Origin of the sequence: Aureibaculum koreense (genome assembly GCF_034296135.1) — a bacterium.
Classification (GTDB): Bacteria; Bacteroidota; Bacteroidia; order Flavobacteriales; family Flavobacteriaceae; genus Aureibaculum.
The window spans coordinates 19,319-36,766 of record NZ_JAXKVV010000008.1 but is presented as its reverse complement, the minus strand read 5'-3'; the positions used below and the strand labels follow the sequence as shown (position 1 = coordinate 36,766).

Sequence of the window (17,448 nt, the reverse complement as noted above, 5' to 3'; positions counted from 1 at the left end):
GAACCTCATGACAAAACGAGCAAGAGAAAATAATCGGCGAAGCTAAATAAATTGGAAAAACAAAAGTCAGTATTTCAATTAAAGTCTATGTTCTTTTCTCTTTACTCTATTTTCCAATCTTACTCCCTAATAATCTTCAACGTATCTAAATCCAATCTTGTTTTTAACCAAAGTTTTAATTTTGCTTCTTGTCGGTCCAATTCTCTCTTTTCTAGGTCTTTTTTCCATGATATGCTAAAAAACGCAATGGAATCAATTTTACTAAAATCTGTAACTACTTTTTTAGCATAACTCATTTTTTCTATACCATCGTAATTGATTTTGGCTTCCTCGCTGACCGATTGAAAGGGAATTTGATCCCTATAAAATTTATTAAGTTCGTTTTCCAACAACCTGATTCTATCTTCTTTTTCTTTTATACTTTCGTCACGCGAAGTAATAATTTTTTGATTTTGCGTGTATAAATCCTGAAGGTTTCTAACCTGTTGCTGAATTTCAGAATCGTCTTTTTGTAAAATCTTTAAATCTACCCCGTCCAGACCCAATTCCACCATTCTATTTTTCCATATACCAACTTCTCCTTCTGAAACCATACTACCTATTAGCGGAAGTGTAATCGTTTTATTTGAATAATCTATATTCTCGTCGTCGTCTCCAATTATAGCTATCCCTTCACCCTTTAATTCTTCAATAAAAAAGCCTGCATTTCTTTTAAACTCATTTTCTTTAAATAGATTGTAAAAAGAATAAATGCTTCCCGCCAAAATCAAAAAAGCAATAAATGAAGCCAATTGACCTATACGTTTTCGCTTTGCGGAATTGATATATTTTACCATCGGAAAACGCAAAAACTTGACAATAACAAAAGTGGACAGTGCTATAAAAATTGTATTTATAGTAAACAGGAACATGGCTCCAAAAAAGTAGTTCAACTGCCATGTTGCTAATCCGTAACCCGCTGTACACAACGGTGGCATTAGAGCTGTGGCAATGGCCACACCCGCTACGGTATTGGTTTGAGGCTTAGGTCTGCTCATAGCCACAATTAAGGCCAAACCACCTGCTAATGCTATAAATACATCCCTAACATCGGGTCTGGTCCTTGCTAAGATTTCAGTGGTAGAATCGTGAAATAAAGGCAGTAGAAAAAATAAAAACGAGGTTAATAAACTTAACCCTACCATAACCCCTAAATTAATCATTGAACGTTTTAGGGTATCAATATCATTAATACCAATAGACAGACCAACGCCTAAAATTGGCCCCATTAATGGCGAAATTAACATGGCACCGATTACCACGGCCGTTGAGTTTGCGTTTAAACCGATGGACGCAATCAGTATTGAAAAGACTAAAATCCAAGCGGTATGGCCTTTCATGGAAATATTATCCTTTATGGTTTGGACCGTACCTTCTTTATTGGTGTCGTTTTTAATGTCCAACAAATCGATTAAAAAATCCTTGATACCACCTAAAATACCTGTAACTTCTTTTTTTGCCTCTTGCTTTTTTACTTCAAGATCAACTTCAACCTTATTGTTTTCTTCCATGGGTTTAGAGCTAATAGTTATTACACTAAATCTTTACCAAATTGTTCTTTAACTTGCGTAACAATTTGTTTGATGTCTTGTTCGTTTTTTTTCGGACAAATTAATAGTACATCGTCTTTTTCTACCACAATAAAATCATTTAAACCTTGAATAACCACATGCTTGTTTTTCGAGGTACTAACCACGTTTCCAGATGCCTCATTAAAAATTGTCTTGGCATTTACTACAGCATTATCTTGCTTGTCTTTTTCCAGTTTTTCATAAAGCGAGCTCCAAGTACCTAAATCGTTCCATCCAAATTCTACCGGTAAAGTATAAATATTCTTTGCTTTTTGCATAATACCATAATCAATAGAAATATTTTCTGCTTTTTGATAATTCTCTGCAATGAAATCACTTTCCAATTTGGTATTATACGTTTGTGCTCCTTGACAAAACAACCTGTTCATTTCAGGTAAATAATTTTCAAATGCCTTAATTATACTTTTTACGCTCCAAATAAATATGCCCGCATTCCAAACATAATTACCACTTTCTAAAAACTTTGTAGCGGTTTCCAAATCAGGCTTTTCTGTAAAATTAATCACTTTTTTTATATCGGCATCGTCATTTTCAAATTTAATGTATCCGTATCCTGTATTTGGATTGTTAGGCTGAATGCCCAAGGTCATTAATATATCGGTATCTTCACATGCATTAAAAGCCGTTTGTATATTATTTATAAATTCTTGTTCATTATCTATCCAGTGGTCAGACGGTGCCACAACCATTACCGCATTGGGATCTTTTTGTTGAATTTTTAAAGCCGCATATAAAATACATGGAGCTGTATTTCGCATAGCGGGCTCCAACAATAATTGTTTATCAGAACATTCTGGTAATTGTTCTAAAACCAAATTTTTATAATTAGCATTAGTAGCAATTAATATATTTTCTTTTGGGATAAGTGCAGAAAGCCTTTTAAACGTCCTTTGTAATAACGAATCTCCCTTGCCCAACATATCGTGGAATTGTTTAGGGAATTTTGAAGTGCTTACGGGCCAAAATCTTGACCCCACACCACCTGCCATAATTACCGCATAATAGTTGTTTTTTTTCATATTATTCTATAATTTCTACCTCAGCATTTTGATGGAATAAATACATTTTTTTCGTTTTGATTTCTACACATTCATATCTGGTACGTCGTTTTTCCCTCATTTCAAAAATACGATTATTGTGGATAAATTTACTCTTGGGCGATACTTCAAAAATATAGTTCATTCCATTAGCCTCGTCATATTGTTTTAATTCCAATGATAAATGTACATCGGCATCTGTACTTGCCTTTGGGTTCTTTAAATAACGTGCCAAATAAGGTAATATTTCTTTAGGATAAATGTCTGGACTAACAAATGGTAACATTAAATGCTGAAAGTTCATTTTCCATTCTATGCCATGAGGTTTAACCCTTTTATTTTTTTGATGTGTAACTAAATGTGCTATTTCATGAATTAAGGTCAATAAAAAACGATAATGGTTCAGATCGTTATTGATGGTAATTTGATATTGCCCAGATTTTAATCTCCTAAAATCGCCATGTTTGGTTTTTCTATTGTTGACAATTTTTAAGTGACAAGGATACTTTTTGAGCAAATCCAATACCAAATCGACTGAAGTTGACGGTATGTATTTTTCTAGGATTTCCCTTTCTTTCATTACTTATGGCGTTGACGATGAAACTTGCAACACTTTAGCATTGTAAAACCGATGTCCCGTTAAAGCAAAGTCGGCTATATAGTTTGCCATTTCTTTGGCAGTTGTGGGTGCTTTATAGTCGGGAAAAGCTGCAGCCAACATTTCGGTTTGTACCGCACCTAATGCCAATGTGTTAAATGCAATTCGTTGTTCTTTAAACTCCTCGGCCAATAATTCCATTAAGGTAATTACCGCTCCTTTTGAAGAACTATATGCTGATAACCCAGGGAATTTCATGCTGCCCTGAATACCGCCCATACTACTAATAGCCACAACATGGCTGCCCGATTTCAAAAACGGCAAGAGTATTTTAGTCAATCCAGCTAACGCAAAAACATTGACTTTATATACTTCTAAAAATTCTTTATTACTAGTTTCTGCAAATGGTTTGTTAATCAAAGCCCCGGCGTTGTGGATTAAAACATTAATAGTCTGCCACTTAACATTTACAAAATCCGAAACCATAGATAATTGATTCTCATCGGAAATATCAACCTTTAAAACTGAAATATTTTTATAATCCTTTTGTAAATCTGTTAACGTAGAAATATTTCGGGTCAACGCTAACACCTGATGCCCTTGATCTGCTAAAATTTTTGCTATTTCAAAACCTATTCCCCTACTCGCCCCCGTTATAATAATGTGTTTTTTTACCATTCTTCTCGATTATGTCCGCTTTGGTTAAAAAGCTACAAAATTTTTAATACTTTTAAACTTCAAATATAATCATTAACCAACAACTGCAATCATGAAAAATTTTCTTATTAGTTTTTGTCTTTTATTTAGTTTAATGCTATCTGCACAAAGCACGTACCTACATTGTGGAAAATTAATTGACACGAAAAATGGAAAAGTACTCAACCAAATGACAGTTGTTGTTACGGGTAACAAAATTACCGATGTAAAAAACGGGTATATCAATCCAAAATCGAAAAAAGACAATTTAATCGACCTTAAATCCAAAACCGTTATGCCCGGTCTTATTGATATGCATGTGCATATTGAAAGTCAATTGAATCCGAAAAGTTATATTGAGAGATATGTATTAAATGATGCCGATGTGGCCTACAACGCACAAGGATATGCAAAATCAACTTTAATGGCTGGTTTTACAACAGTTAGAGACCTTGGCGGAAGTGGTGTTAATGTTTCTTTACGTAATGCTATTAATCAAGGAAAAGTTGATGGCCCTCGAATTTTTACGGCCGAAAAATCTTTGGCAACTACTGGTGGTCATGCCGACCCAACAAATGGTAGAAGAAAGGAATTGATGGGCAACCCTGGACCTAATGAAGGTGTGGTTAACAGTGTTGAAGATGCTAAAAAAGCGGTTAGACAACGTTATAAAAATGGTGCGGATATGATTAAAATTACAGCAACAGGAGGCGTTTTAAGCGTTGCCAAAAGTGGACAAAATCCACAATTTACCGTTGAAGAAATTAAAGCAATTACTGAAACTGCTAAAGATTATGGAATGCACGTGGCTGCACACGCCCACGGCGACGAAGGAATGCAAAGAGCCATTTTGGGAGGTGTAAAAACGATTGAACATGGTACTTTAATGAGCGAAGAAACTATGGAATTGATGAAAAAGCACGACGCTTATTATGTCCCAACTATTACCGCAGGAAAATCGGTAGAAGAAAAAGCGAAAATAAAAGGGTATTTTCCTGAAATTATAGTTCCAAAAGCCTTGGCTATTGGCCCTAAAATTCAAAGCACGTTTGGCAAAGCTTATAAAAAAGGAGTCGCCATTTCATTTGGTACTGATGCTGGGGTTTTTGACCATGGCGATAATGGTAAAGAATTTGGTTATATGGTTGAAGCAGGAATGCCAGCTATGGAAACCATTCAATCGGCTACTATTACAAACGCTAAATTATTAGAAATGGAAAATGAGATAGGGCAAATAACAACTGGTTTTATTGCGGATATTGTAGCTACGAATGATGACCCAACCAAAAACATCAATACCATGGAAAAAGTAAGTTTTGTAATGAAGGAAGGGAAGGTTTATAAAGAATAAAAAAACCCATCCCTAGCCCTTCCCCAAGGGAAGGGAATAGATAACGAATAGTAAATTGAAGACCTGACAGGTTTTGAAAACCTGTCAGGTCTCTACCTAATTTTCTTCTTCCTCAAAAATGATATGCTGGTACGCACCAATATCTGGTGTGGCAATCCTACTCACATTTAAAATATCAAAAGGTATTTGTAAGGCTGAGTTTAAGTCGGCATTGCCATCGGCATCAGAATTTTCACCAATAATGTATTCGTTTTCAGTTACATCTTTAAAATCTGGCTTTCCGTTAAGGATTGGGTTTTGATATAATGAAGCATTTGTAAAATCAAATAACGGATTGTTTAATAAATCAGTATTCGTAGTATTGAATTTTAGCATACTGTTTTTAACGTTAAAATTAAAATCAGCTCCTTCAATATTGTCCAATACAAATTCTATTTCTTGATTACCATCTATAATACAATTGGTAAAATTTGCTGCTTGTAAATTTCGGGTTTCAATAACTTCATTATTATTTTCATCAAAATAGGCAAAAAAATTATTGACCAAAACACTAGGGAATTGCCTAAAACCACCATTCCAATAATTGGCAAAGGTGCTATGTGTAAAATTATACGTTCCGCCAATTGTACACGCCAAAGTTGATTGCCCACTATTGGCAACCACTAAATTTTCTCCTAAAATATTAGTTTCTCTCCCTAAAATGCCGTAATTAGAAGTATTGTAAATCTGTGTGTTTTTTATAGTTAACGTAGGATTTGCATTTCCAATGGAATCTGCTAAAACACCGATAATATTATTTTTTATGGTTGCATAATTAATACTATTATTTTTACTTCCTGCCCGTAACCAAATGGTACCCCATTGCCCGGGAGCTTCTTCAAAATTAGGCTCCAATCTATCGTCTTCAAATAATACTTGGTTTTCAAATTCTCCATTTACTTTTAACGTGGCATTTTTTTTGACGATTATACCCGAATTATCATGAAAATAGAGTGTTGCTCCAGCATCAATAGTCAATGTGGTGTTTTCGGCTACACCAACATAGCCATAAATAAGGTAAGGTTTTTCGTTGGTAAAAATGGTGTTTCCTGATAAAGTTGTCCCTCTCACACCAAGCAAATCCCCTTCTGAATTTTGACCCAAAATAATGGTTTCATAAACAAAACTTCCATCAGGTTGTTGCGTTCTATCTGGCCTTATTAAATTTACATCAAGCACTAAAGCTTCTAATTTAACATCCTGTTCGTTGGCAGTGGACTGAAAAACAACTGAATCTCTATAAAAAAAGTCGGTATCCGTAATTTGTTCAAAATCAACTGTAGCTTCTACAAAAACATAAATACTATCATTTGCTAAAATATCAATATTTTCAAATGATTTACCTGGAATTCCATCAACATTTAAACGGTAAAAAGAGTTATCACCACGGCCTAACTTTATATTTGGAATGGTTATGGCCTCTTTGCTTCTATTATATACTTTAAAACTTTGCGTACTGGAACTAATATCGTCAAAAACGCGATTCAGCAATAAAGTATCTACCGAAAATTCTAAATTGCCCGGACTGATAATGGTATCAAAATCTTTACGACAAGAAGTTGTTCCTAAAATAATTAAAACAATAAGAAGTGTGGAAAATATTCGCATTTATATTGCTTTATACCCTATAACTTTATACTATTCCGTTTATTGTTTTTTGTTGAGTTTTATCTCAAATAAAGTGTTCCAGTCTTTACCTGTAACGAAAAGGCGGTCGTTTTCAGCATCATAGGCAATACCGTTTAATACCTTATCGTCTCCTTTTTGCCCTACTTTATCTTGTAAACCCTTTAAATCTGCAATACCTTCCAATGCCCCTGTTTCAGGGTTTATCATTACAACGCTATTTCGTTGCCAAACGTTGGCGTAAATTTTTCCATCAATAAATTCCAACTCGTTTAACTTCGGAACTGCCCTGTCAACAGTGTAAGCCTCAATGTATGATTCTTCAACACCTGTTTCAGGATTTAAAAACCAAATTTTATCTGTTCCGTCAGATTTTATCAATTTTTCGGAATTGTGTGTCAAACCCCAACCTTCTTTGCTTTGAGCGTAATGAAATTCTTTTTCTTTTTCAAAAGTTTCAAGATTAAAAACAAAACCTTTTCCACCTTGCCAAGTTAACATGTAGATTTTATTATTAAAAATGGTCATCCCTTCACCAAACAAGTTCTTGTCAATATCAATTTTTTGTACCACTTTCCCAGTCTTCAATTCCACTTTACGTAATGTAGATTCACCTGTTTGACCAGTACTTTCATATAAAAACCCATTATGATATTCCAGCCCTTGTGTAAAGGCATTTTCGTCATGTGGGTATTCGTTTACAATTTCATACGTATATATTTCTGGGGATTTTTCCGCAAAAAACACAATGGTATTGGTCAGTTTTTTTTGGCCTTCGGGATAAAAAACTGTTGCCGAAATGGCATGTTTGCCCAATTTGTTATCGGAAATATCAATATCCTTATTACCCGATAATCGTTTACCGTCTAAATAATAACGTACCGAATCTATTGGCCTGTTCTCTTTTTCGGAAACAGAAACCGTTAATTTTTCATTGATTTTTAAACTCTTTGGCGATGTTAATTGCAACTCATATGTGTTACCGCATGAACCTAAAAAAAATGTTATTAAAACCAACGATAAAATTATTTTATGCTTTTTCATATAAAATACTATGTATTATGTTTGAATTTTCAAAAATAGTATTAAATTTGCACTCTCAAAATAGCAAAGCGATTTTATTTATCTAAGCTATTTTAATTTAACATTTAAAAAACTAATAAGATGAAAAAAGGAATTCATCCAGAAAATTATAGAATGGTAGCTTTTAAGGACATGTCTAACGATGATGTTTTTTTAACCAAGTCAACCGCTGAAACAAAAGAGACGATAGAAGTTGAAGGTGTTGAGTATCCTTTACTTAAATTAGAAATTTCAAGAACTTCACACCCATACTACACTGGTAAAGTAAAACTGGTTGATAGTGCTGGTAGAATTGATAAGTTCAAAAACAAATACGACAAATTCAAAAAGAAGAAATAATTTTTTTGAATTTATAATTTTACAAAAAAACCTCGAAATAAAATTTCGAGGTTTTTTTTATGGAAATTTATCTCAAACTATTAAATCTTAAAAACAACACAACTTTTAGTGCTCATGTCCGGTTTTAGCAGAACTCGATCCAAATCTCAAAATAAAAAATCCAATTGCAGCAGATAGCAAAGAACCAATTAGAATACCAATTTTAGCCGAATCTATATATTGCGGACTGTCAGAAAAAGCTAAACTTGCAATAAAAATAGCCATGGTAAAACCGATACCCGCCAAAAATGATACACCTATAATTTGTCGGTTACTGATATCACTTGGTACCTGTATCAGCTTTAACTTTTTGGCAAATAAAACTACCGTAGAAATACCAATACTTTTACCCAACACCAAACAAATAATAATATTTATAATAAGAGCGTTTTCAAACGCTATATCGCTATTTATCATTACTCCAGCATTGGCCAAGGCAAATACCGGTATAATAAAATAGGCTACCCAATCGTGCAATTTATGCTCCAGATGCTGTAGAGGCGATTGGTATTTATTAGTCCAATCCTCCAAATTGTCAATAGACTCAATTTGCTCATTTGAAAGGATGGGCTTATCTAATACTCTAGCCTGTTTAATATTATTGGTAATATTTTGAAGATTATCTATAAAATCTTCCGTTTTTATTTTTTGCATTACAGGTACCGATAATGCCAATAAAATACCGGCAAGCGTTGGGTGAATGCCCGATTTTAAAAATAAAACCCAAACAATTATTCCTAAACTTACCAATATAAATTTTGAATAGTAACCTTTGTACGATAAAAAATACAAAACTCCCAATAATAGTACTGCAACTATCAACATGGTCAAATCTATTCCAGAAGTATAAAAAACGGCAATAACCAATACCGCAGCAATATCATCCACTATGGCAAAAGCAGTTAAAAATATTTTAAGACTTAATGGAACTTTATTGCCCAGTACATTTAATACCGCTAGTGCAAAGGCAATGTCCGTAGCCATTGGTATTCCCCAGCCTTTAACGGTTTCCGGGTTTTGATTAAGTACTAAATAAAGTAATACCGGTATTAATACGCCTCCCAAGGCACCTACTAATGGGAAAGCGATTTTCTTTGCAGAATTCAACTCACCTATAAGAAATTCACGCTTAATCTCTAAACCTATCAAGAAAAAGAAAACAGCCATTAAACCATCGTTAACCCAAAGGATCAAAGGCTTGCTAAGCTCAAAGCTTTCTGAAGTGAAACCTAATTTGTACTGCCAAAGGGATTGATAATAATCGCTAAAAGGCGAATTTGCCCAGACAAGGGCAATAACAGTAGCACATAATAACAAAATACCGCTAAAACTTTCAATTTTAACAAACTTTTGAAATGGTGTCAGCAGCACTTTTTTAATCATTAGTTATAAGTTTTGTTAAATTTTCTTCATTTGCTGTTTCATCATTTTAATCTGCTCGTTCAGCACACCATGTTTGTCTAATTTCTTGGCTTCTGCAATTAAATTAGTTGCTTCACGTTTTCTCCTTTTGGTCATGGCAACACCTGCCAATTGTAACTTTGCCATAGCCACATCATGGCTCATGGATAAACCTAAGCTTAATGCCTTTTTAAAATATTTTTCCGCTTGTGTCAAATTAGTTTGAGAGACCAAAATACCGTGTAAAAAATTATAATAGCCTTCTTGCTTACGCACCAACGCTCCAGAAGGATTTTTGATAAAACCCAACCATTTTTGTGCTCCGGCAAAATCCTGCTTACGCAATCGCATAAAAGCAAGTAATATAAATTCATTTTTAAAGTAAAAGAAAATGAAAATTCCAGCTAAAAACAACAAAGCTATACCATTACCAATATGCTTTTCTGCAAATTGAAAACCAGCCCAAACTACTATAGCTAAGGCAATTACTAATTTTATGTATTTATGAAACATTTTAGATTATTTTTGTTAAATTTTAATTAGGGTTGCAAAATTACGCATTCTAAGGTAAGATTAAAAGATTTATACCTCAAAGATTACGTAGAAATTAAAGATTATACTAATTTGTTAAACTGTTCATAAAATGTGTACAACTGGCATTTCCGTTAAAAATATTGAAAAAAAGTCAACGTTTAAAAAAAGCAAAAACATTCTGAAATAAGTTATATGCTCAAAAAAATATTAAAATATCTACTTATCGGTTTTTTAATAATAATCATTTTGTTCGGTCTTTTTTTAACTTCAGTATATCACGGGGTTTTTGGACCAATTCATACCATAGAAGAATTAAAAGAATTTAAAAATCAGACAGCCACATTGGTTTTATCTGAAGAAGGGGAATTACTGGGTAAATTTTTTGCCGAGAACCGAACAAATATTAAATACGAACAAATACCAAAACATTTAGTTGATGCCTTGGTGGCTACGGAAGATGCCAGATATTTTGAACATGACGGTGTAGATTCCCGTAGTTTGCTAAGAGTAATTTTTAAAACCATACTTTTTCAAGATAAAAATTCCGGTGGCGGTAGCACAATAAACCAGCAATTGGTAAAGAATATGTACGGTCGTAAAAATCACGGTCCATTAAGTATGTTGGTCAATAAAAGCAAAGAAGCCTTTTTAGCTTATAGGCTAGAAAAAATATATTCTAAAGAAGATATTTTAACATTGTACCTGAACACTGTTCCTTTCGGGGAAAATGTACTGGGCGTTGAAGCGGCATCAAGGCGATTTTTTAACAAACCCATTGAAGAAATAAAAATTGAAGAAGCTGCTATTTTAGTGGGAATGTTAAAAGCAAACACCTACTACAATCCTAGAATTTATCCAGATAATGCTATACAACGTAGAAATGTGGTATTAACTCAAATGGAAAAATATGAGTACATTACCCCTCACCTTAAAGACTCTTTACAGGAAATACCATTACAATTAGATTATGCCAATTTAGAATCCGAAGGTCCCGCAAATTATTTTTTGGTTCAGGTTAAAGATGAGGTCAAAAAAATTCTCAAAGAATACAATTCAACCAACGGCACTAATCTTACTGTAAATAACGATGAACTAATAATAACCACAACCCTTAATTTGCATTTACAAAACCAAGCCCTTAACGCTTTTAAAAATCATTTAAGTGTAATGCAAAACCGCTTACGCAAACAGTACCGAACGGGTAATAGCCGTAAGGTGCTTAATAAGTTGGTATCAAAGGAATTAGAACGTTTAAAATTGACCACAAAAGCTGATGAAAAGCTACAACGTGAACTTTTTTCTTGGGATGGTATTTACACCGATTCTGTTTCCATACGTGATAGTTTAAGACATTCTCTAACTTTATTACATGCTGGTCTACTAGCTTTAGATCCGCAAACAGGTGCGGTTAAAACATGGGTTGGTGGTATAGATTTTGGCACACAACCCTATGACCAAATTTTCGCACAACGTCAAGTTGCATCTACTTTTAAACCCATTCTTTATGCAGAAGCTTTAGAACAAGGTATTACACCATGCTCCTATTTAGATAATAAGACTTTAATTATTTCTGATTTTGGTAATTGGCAACCCAGTAACTATGACAATTCAACTGGGGGAAATTATTCTATGGCTGCCGCTTTGGCAAAATCAATGAATATCCCAACCGTAAACTTGTTTTTAAATATTCCTTTCGGGAATTTAGAAAAATTATGGAAAGGTTTAGGTTTTACCCAAGAATTGCCAAAAAAACCGTCCGTAGCTTTAGGTACTGCAAATTCAAGCATATATGAGTTAAGTAAAGCCTACAGTGCATTTGCAAACGGTGGTTATCTAATTCAACCTAAAACTATATTAAGCATTAAAACCAGTAATGGTAAAGTTATTTATAATAATAAATTGCTAAAACCCAATGAAAGAGAAAGGGTCATCAGCCGAAATACATCCATATTGCTCACAAAAATGTTAGAAAAAGCAATAAATGAAGGAACTGGAACTTCCTTAAAAAATAAATACGGTATAAATATTCCAATAGCCGGAAAAACAGGAACATCGCAAGATTATGCAGATGCTTGGTTTGCCGCCTATACTCCAAAACTAGTAGTTGTGACTAGGGTTGGTGCATCTTCACCTAGTATTAGATTTAACTCTGGCACAAACGGATCGGGCAGTAAGTTAGCTTTACCATTAGTAGGAAAAACCTTACAAAATGTACAGAAAAAGTATAGTACATCTTTTGCTCCTCTCCCAGAACAATTTGCCGATGCCTTAGATTGTGAAGACTTTTTAGAGGATTCCAAATTCAATTTATTTTTTGAAAATCTTTTTGGCAAAGACAATACTACTTTAGAAAAAGAGCAACGCAGGGCAAAGAGAAAAGCGGAAAGAGAAAAGCGTAGAGCGGAAAGAAAGGCCAAGAGAAATAATAAAAAATAAACTTTTATTGTATATTTACTTATTATTTAAAATAAACTTACTTTTAGGTAGGAATATTAGACACTTAGTTGTTTTAATAATGTAGAGTTAAATGCAATTTTTAATTTTAACCTAAAACACATAACACTATGATTAAAAAACTCCCCTTATTGATAGGTCTATTGTACCTATCTTTTAACGTCTTTTCACAAGAAAAAGTCGAAAAAATGTATTACTATACCAGCCCAGACACAGATGGTTATATTAGTATTAACAAAGAAACATCTACAGAATATGCTGGTAAAGTTGAGTTAACTACAAACGTAAACGCAACTTTTGGAAACAAACCATTGAGTTTTAATTTAGAAACAACTTGTGATTCTGATAAGATGGTAATGGCTTCAAAATTTTCCTTTGATGGTAAAATTGATGTTAACATACAGGATGTCACTTTTACAGGTGAGCGTATAAAAATCGATAAAAACGAAACGTCGTTTTGGCATTTTAAAGGTGACTTTAAAGATGAAGTAGAAGTTGATCCTGATTTTAAAAAGTTTGCATTTTCTAAATACAATACCACATTAAAATTACCTCCCAGAACAGTTCCTTCATTTAATGTATGGGCTATAGTTCCGCAATTACCATTTGATAGAAAGGGTACATTTAAATTCAATGTTTTGGATGAAACCAAATTATATGTAAGAAGAAACCAAACCATAAATTATTTGGGTACTACCAAAACCAATATTAATGGTGAGGACATAAAACTGCATAAGTTTGTACATCAAGGTGATGGCATTAAACCAGCATACTATTGGGTTAGTGATGACAGAAAATTGATGCAAGTATTGTTAGATGATAAATATACTTTTACATTAAGTACTAAAGAAGCTGCATTACAAACAGCTATGCTTACCAAAAATGATGAATAATATATTAATCAATTCAATTAGAAACCGAAGTGTCTTATAGATATTTCGGTTTTTTTATTTTATATTTCAAAAAATATTTCGCCTCAAATATTATATAATACATCAAAAATGAAAATCAAGTCAATATATGTGGTCATGTTAATTTTCGCTTTATTGCTTGCATTAATTTTATCAAGTACAACCATCTGGAGAATGTGTTCCATTTGTGGAGTTCAAGATTTTGAGCGTTCTTTATTTGGAAAAAAAGTAGAATTAATCAGTACCCGAGAAGTAGATGAATATGGTACTTATGCCCAATGGAAAAAAGAACACAACACAACCTGTAATCATCAATGGATAATTATTGATGAATCTTCTAAACAGGTTCAAAAGCATCTAGACAGTCTAAAATAAATAAAATTAAGTATCTTTATTGCATAACTTTCTTATTTTCAAAAGTATGCAACTATTTACAGTCACCAACACTTGGTATTTTAAAGTAATAGTAATTACCTTTTTATTCTTATTTATTTCTTGCAAATCTGATAAAAGCAATAATAAACCAACCCGTTCAACTGATTTTCAATTTGAAGAAATTACCATTGCCGAACTGCAAGAAGGTTATAATAATGAAGAATTTACAATTGCGGAAGTAATTCAAAGCTATATAAAACAAATTGAAAATATTGATAAAAATGGTCCACAATTAAATTCCATCATTCAAATAAATCCCGATGCGTTGTCAATTGCCGAGCAACTAGACAAAGAGTTACAAGAAAATAAATCTAGAGGCCCACTACATGGAATACCTGTTATACTGAAAGACAATATTGATACACATGATAATATGTTCACCACAGCCGGATCAAGAGCTTTACAAGAATCCAAACCTTTGCGGGATAGTTACGTAGCAAAAAAATTACGTGAAGCCGGAGTCGTTATTCTTGGCAAGGCCAATCTGAGCGAATGGGCCAATTTTAGGGGTGAAATGTCGTCAAGTGGTTGGAGCGGTATTGGCGGACAAACTAAAAATCCTTATGTTTTAGATAGAAATCCATGTGGCTCAAGCTCTGGGTCTGGCGTTGCCGTTTCAGCTAATTTAACCGTATTGGCAATAGGCACTGAAACTAATGGTTCTATTGTTTGTCCTTCCAACAATAATGGCATTGTGGGCATAAAACCTACGGTCGGCTTGATAAGTCGTTCGGGCATTATTCCTATTTCGTTTACCCAAGACACTGCTGGCCCTATGGCTAGGACATTAACCGATGCCGTTATTTGTCTGGGTGCTTTAATTGGAGTTGACAATAAGGATAGTAAAACATTGGCAAGTAAAGAATATATTAAAAGGGATTATACCGAATTTTTAAAAGAAGATGGATTAAAAGGAAAAAAGATTGGTATTTATACCGCTCCATTGGGCCGAAATTATAAAGTAGATACCATTTTTCAAGAAGCTGTTGATTTTATTAAAAATCAAGGAGCGGAAGTAGTTGAAATTGACAAAATATCCGATAACAATGTTGGCGGATTATCTTTTCAAGTAATGCTTTACGAATATAAAAACGGGCTTAATGAGTATTTTAAATCCTTAGGCAAGGATGCTAAAATTAAAAATCTGGAAGAATTAATAGCTTTCAATAAAAAAGATTCCATTGAAATGGAATTTTACAACCAGCGTTATTTAGAAATGGCACTTGAAAAAGAAGGTTTGGATAGCGATGGATATAAAGAAACACTAGAAAAAATGCTTAAAGGAGCAAGAGAAAATGGAATTGATAAAGTGATGGACGAACATAATTTAGATGCCATCATTTCTCCAACTGGCGGCCCTGCTTGGAAAACGGATCATATTAACGGTGATTCTTTTGGACTGGGAAGTTCTTCACCTGCTGCAAGAGCAGGATACCCAAATATTACCGTACCAATGGGTTTTGTGGATACGCTACCTGTGGGAATCTCCTTTTTTGGAAGAGCCTGGAGCGAACCCACGCTTATTGAAATTGCCTACGCTTACGAACAAGGTACCAAACACCGAAAAGCACCCGAATTTCTAGAACATTAGTTTATGGATGTTATCAATATAAAAGATAAATTTTCTCTTTTTAAAGAACATTGGTCGCCAAAAATTATTGGGCAACTCAATGGGCAAGATGTAAAAATTGCCAAATTGAAAGGGGAGTTTGTATGGCACAATCATAAAGATGAGGATGAGCTGTTTTTTATCATAAAAGGTACATTAATTATTGAGTTCAAAGATAGAACAGTCAAATTAAAAGAAGGTGAAATGCTCATCATCCCAAGAGGGATAGAACACAAACCGATTGCTGAAAATGAAGTTTTAGTATTGCTTTTTGAACCTTCGTCCATAAAACATACCGGTGAAATCAATCATGAACTGACTAAACGCAATTTTGATATTATTTAATTCCTCAACTTTATCACTATTGTCCGATTAAATTTCGCTCCTCTGGAGCTAAAAAATCCAGTAGGGAGGAAATCTTTGTAACAAAACTGTAACAAATAAAAAGCAAGCCCCAGAGGGGTAACATCTTAAAAAAAACCTTATTTGGTAGGAGTTTGGAAGGTTACTAAAAAATTTTATCGGACAACAACAGTACTTTATCATAAAAAGAAACTGTATTTTCGCAAAAATTAGTTTTATGATTGCTTTAGGAAAATACAATACGCTTACGATTTTAGAAAAGACAGATAAGGGATTGACTTTAGGAGATGAAAGCAATGAAAAATTATTATTACCAGAGCAGTATGCTCCAGAAAAATCTGAATTAGGCCAGTCTATTGAAGTATTTGTCTATCATGACAATGAAGGAAAAAAAACAGCTACCTTACAAAAACCAAAGATAAAATTATATCAATTCACATTGCTTCAAGTTGTGGCTTTAACTAAGGTAGGTGCTTTTCTAAATTGGGGACTAGATAAAGATTTACTAGTACCATTTAGTGAACAAAAACAAGAAATGAAAGAAGGCAGATGGTATGTTGTGTATTTAGATATAGATGAAACCACAAACAGACTTTTTGCAAGTAGTAACATTGAAAAGCAATTGCAAAATATAAATATTACAGTAGAGACAGGACAAGAGGTTGATTTGTTAGTTTATAAACAAACGGATTTGGGTTATGCGGTTATAATAAATAACGAACATGAAGGACTTGTTTATGAAAATGAAGTTTTTGCACCCATAAATATTGGTAATAAAATCAAAGGTTATGTAAAAAAAGTCCGCGAAGACAATCATATTGACATTTCTCTACAACCTATTGGTTATAGGAAATTCAATGACGTAAACAGTAATTTGATTTTGACGGAACTCAAAAAAAACAACGGTTTTCTGTCTTTAACGGATAAAAGTTCTCCAGAGGATATTTACTCAACATTAGGAATAAGCAAAAAAGCATTTAAAAAAGCGATAGGATTTCTTTATAAAAATAAGATTATCTCTTTAGAAGAAACTGGAATTAAAGCCTTAAAAAAACACCTAAATAATTAGGTGTAAAAATTACCCTTACACTTTTTTACCCGCTAATAAGCCTACCAACAAGGCTACAATTCCTAATCCAATGGTGATATAAGCATTAGTATTATCTTGTGTTTCAGCTTTAATTACCCCTAAATCTAATGACGCTTCTGGTTTAACCATGGTATATATTCCATAACCTAAGAGGATAATTCCAACAATTAATAAAACGGATTTGATTGTTTTATTCATGACTATTTTAATTT

The 17,448-nt window shown here is 33.4% G+C and carries 17 protein-coding genes; 8 read left to right on the top strand and 9 right to left on the bottom strand.

Going from position 1 to position 17,448, the window contains the following annotated elements:
* Positions 1-119: 119 nt before the first annotated feature.
* The 4 genes from UMM65_RS09105 to UMM65_RS09090 are packed head-to-tail and all read right to left on the bottom strand — an operon-like array spanning position 120 to position 3,944.
* Positions 120-1,550 carry a DUF389 domain-containing protein gene (locus tag UMM65_RS09105; RefSeq protein ID WP_321976193.1) on the bottom strand — a complete coding sequence of 477 codons (1,431 nt, stop codon included), beginning with the start codon at positions 1,548-1,550 and terminating at the stop codon, positions 120-122.
* A 20-nt stretch (positions 1,551-1,570) separates the two neighbouring features.
* On the bottom strand, positions 1,571-2,650 hold the full coding sequence (locus UMM65_RS09100; protein WP_321976192.1) for a mannose-1-phosphate guanylyltransferase: 1,080 nt from the start codon (positions 2,648-2,650) through the stop codon (positions 1,571-1,573).
* Position 2,651: 1 nt separating this feature from the next.
* On the bottom strand, positions 2,652-3,248 hold the full coding sequence (locus UMM65_RS09095) for a SprT-like domain-containing protein (protein WP_321976191.1): 597 nt from the start codon (positions 3,246-3,248) through the stop codon (positions 2,652-2,654).
* A gap of 3 nt (positions 3,249-3,251) precedes the next feature.
* Entirely contained in the window at positions 3,252-3,944 is a 693-nt protein-coding gene (locus tag UMM65_RS09090) for an SDR family NAD(P)-dependent oxidoreductase (RefSeq protein WP_321976190.1), read from the bottom strand.
* Positions 3,945-4,035: 91 nt separating this feature from the next.
* Between UMM65_RS09090 and UMM65_RS09085 the strand changes: the two genes are divergently transcribed.
* Positions 4,036-5,313 carry a metal-dependent hydrolase family protein gene (locus UMM65_RS09085; RefSeq protein ID WP_321976189.1) on the top strand — a complete coding sequence of 426 codons (1,278 nt, stop codon included), beginning with the start codon at positions 4,036-4,038 and terminating at the stop codon, positions 5,311-5,313.
* A gap of 96 nt (positions 5,314-5,409) precedes the next feature.
* Here the strand turns inward: UMM65_RS09085 and UMM65_RS09080 are convergent, their stop codons facing one another.
* Positions 5,410-6,960, bottom strand: coding sequence for a hypothetical protein (locus UMM65_RS09080; protein WP_321976188.1), 1,551 nt, complete (start codon positions 6,958-6,960; stop codon positions 5,410-5,412).
* 39 nt (positions 6,961-6,999) lie between these two features.
* Complete coding sequence (locus tag UMM65_RS09075; RefSeq protein ID WP_321976187.1) at positions 7,000-8,022, bottom strand: glutaminyl-peptide cyclotransferase; 1,023 nt, start codon at positions 8,020-8,022, stop codon at positions 7,000-7,002.
* A 120-nt stretch (positions 8,023-8,142) separates the two neighbouring features.
* Between UMM65_RS09075 and UMM65_RS09070 the strand changes: the two genes are divergently transcribed.
* Positions 8,143-8,400 carry a type B 50S ribosomal protein L31 gene (locus tag UMM65_RS09070; RefSeq protein ID WP_321976186.1) on the top strand — a complete coding sequence of 86 codons (258 nt, stop codon included), beginning with the start codon at positions 8,143-8,145 and terminating at the stop codon, positions 8,398-8,400.
* A gap of 105 nt (positions 8,401-8,505) precedes the next feature.
* Here the strand turns inward: UMM65_RS09070 and nhaA are convergent, their stop codons facing one another.
* A complete protein-coding gene (gene nhaA, locus UMM65_RS09065) occupies positions 8,506-9,822 on the bottom strand; it encodes a Na+/H+ antiporter NhaA (RefSeq protein ID WP_321976185.1) in 1,317 nt (438 codons plus the stop codon).
* 15 nt (positions 9,823-9,837) lie between these two features.
* On the bottom strand, positions 9,838-10,353 hold the full coding sequence (locus tag UMM65_RS09060; RefSeq protein ID WP_321976184.1) for a DUF2892 domain-containing protein: 516 nt from the start codon (positions 10,351-10,353) through the stop codon (positions 9,838-9,840).
* Positions 10,354-10,566: 213 nt separating this feature from the next.
* Between UMM65_RS09060 and UMM65_RS09055 the strand changes: the two genes are divergently transcribed.
* The 6 genes from UMM65_RS09055 to UMM65_RS09030 all read left to right on the top strand — a co-directional run bounded on the left by UMM65_RS09055 (position 10,567) and on the right by UMM65_RS09030 (position 17,215).
* Positions 10,567-12,810 carry a transglycosylase domain-containing protein gene (locus tag UMM65_RS09055; RefSeq protein ID WP_321976183.1) on the top strand — a complete coding sequence of 748 codons (2,244 nt, stop codon included), beginning with the start codon at positions 10,567-10,569 and terminating at the stop codon, positions 12,808-12,810.
* A gap of 128 nt (positions 12,811-12,938) precedes the next feature.
* On the top strand, positions 12,939-13,721 hold the full coding sequence (locus tag UMM65_RS09050; RefSeq protein WP_321976182.1) for a hypothetical protein: 783 nt from the start codon (positions 12,939-12,941) through the stop codon (positions 13,719-13,721).
* Positions 13,722-13,829: 108 nt separating this feature from the next.
* A complete protein-coding gene (locus UMM65_RS09045) occupies positions 13,830-14,114 on the top strand; it encodes a hypothetical protein (RefSeq protein ID WP_321976181.1) in 285 nt (94 codons plus the stop codon).
* 46 nt (positions 14,115-14,160) lie between these two features.
* Positions 14,161-15,765, top strand: a complete 1,605-nt coding sequence (locus UMM65_RS09040; protein WP_321976180.1) for an amidase — start codon at positions 14,161-14,163, stop codon at positions 15,763-15,765.
* A gap of 3 nt (positions 15,766-15,768) precedes the next feature.
* Complete coding sequence (locus UMM65_RS09035) at positions 15,769-16,128, top strand: cupin domain-containing protein (RefSeq protein WP_321976179.1); 360 nt, start codon at positions 15,769-15,771, stop codon at positions 16,126-16,128.
* A gap of 235 nt (positions 16,129-16,363) precedes the next feature.
* Positions 16,364-17,215 carry a CvfB family protein gene (locus tag UMM65_RS09030; protein WP_321976178.1) on the top strand — a complete coding sequence of 284 codons (852 nt, stop codon included), beginning with the start codon at positions 16,364-16,366 and terminating at the stop codon, positions 17,213-17,215.
* Positions 17,216-17,230: 15 nt separating this feature from the next.
* Here UMM65_RS09030 and UMM65_RS09025 read toward each other — a convergent pair whose 3' ends face one another.
* The gene (locus UMM65_RS09025) at positions 17,231-17,434 is read right to left on the bottom strand and encodes a hypothetical protein (RefSeq protein WP_321976177.1); all 204 of its coding nucleotides are present in this window, start codon (positions 17,432-17,434) and stop codon (positions 17,231-17,233) included.
* Between the last annotated feature and the right edge of the window lie 14 nt (positions 17,435-17,448).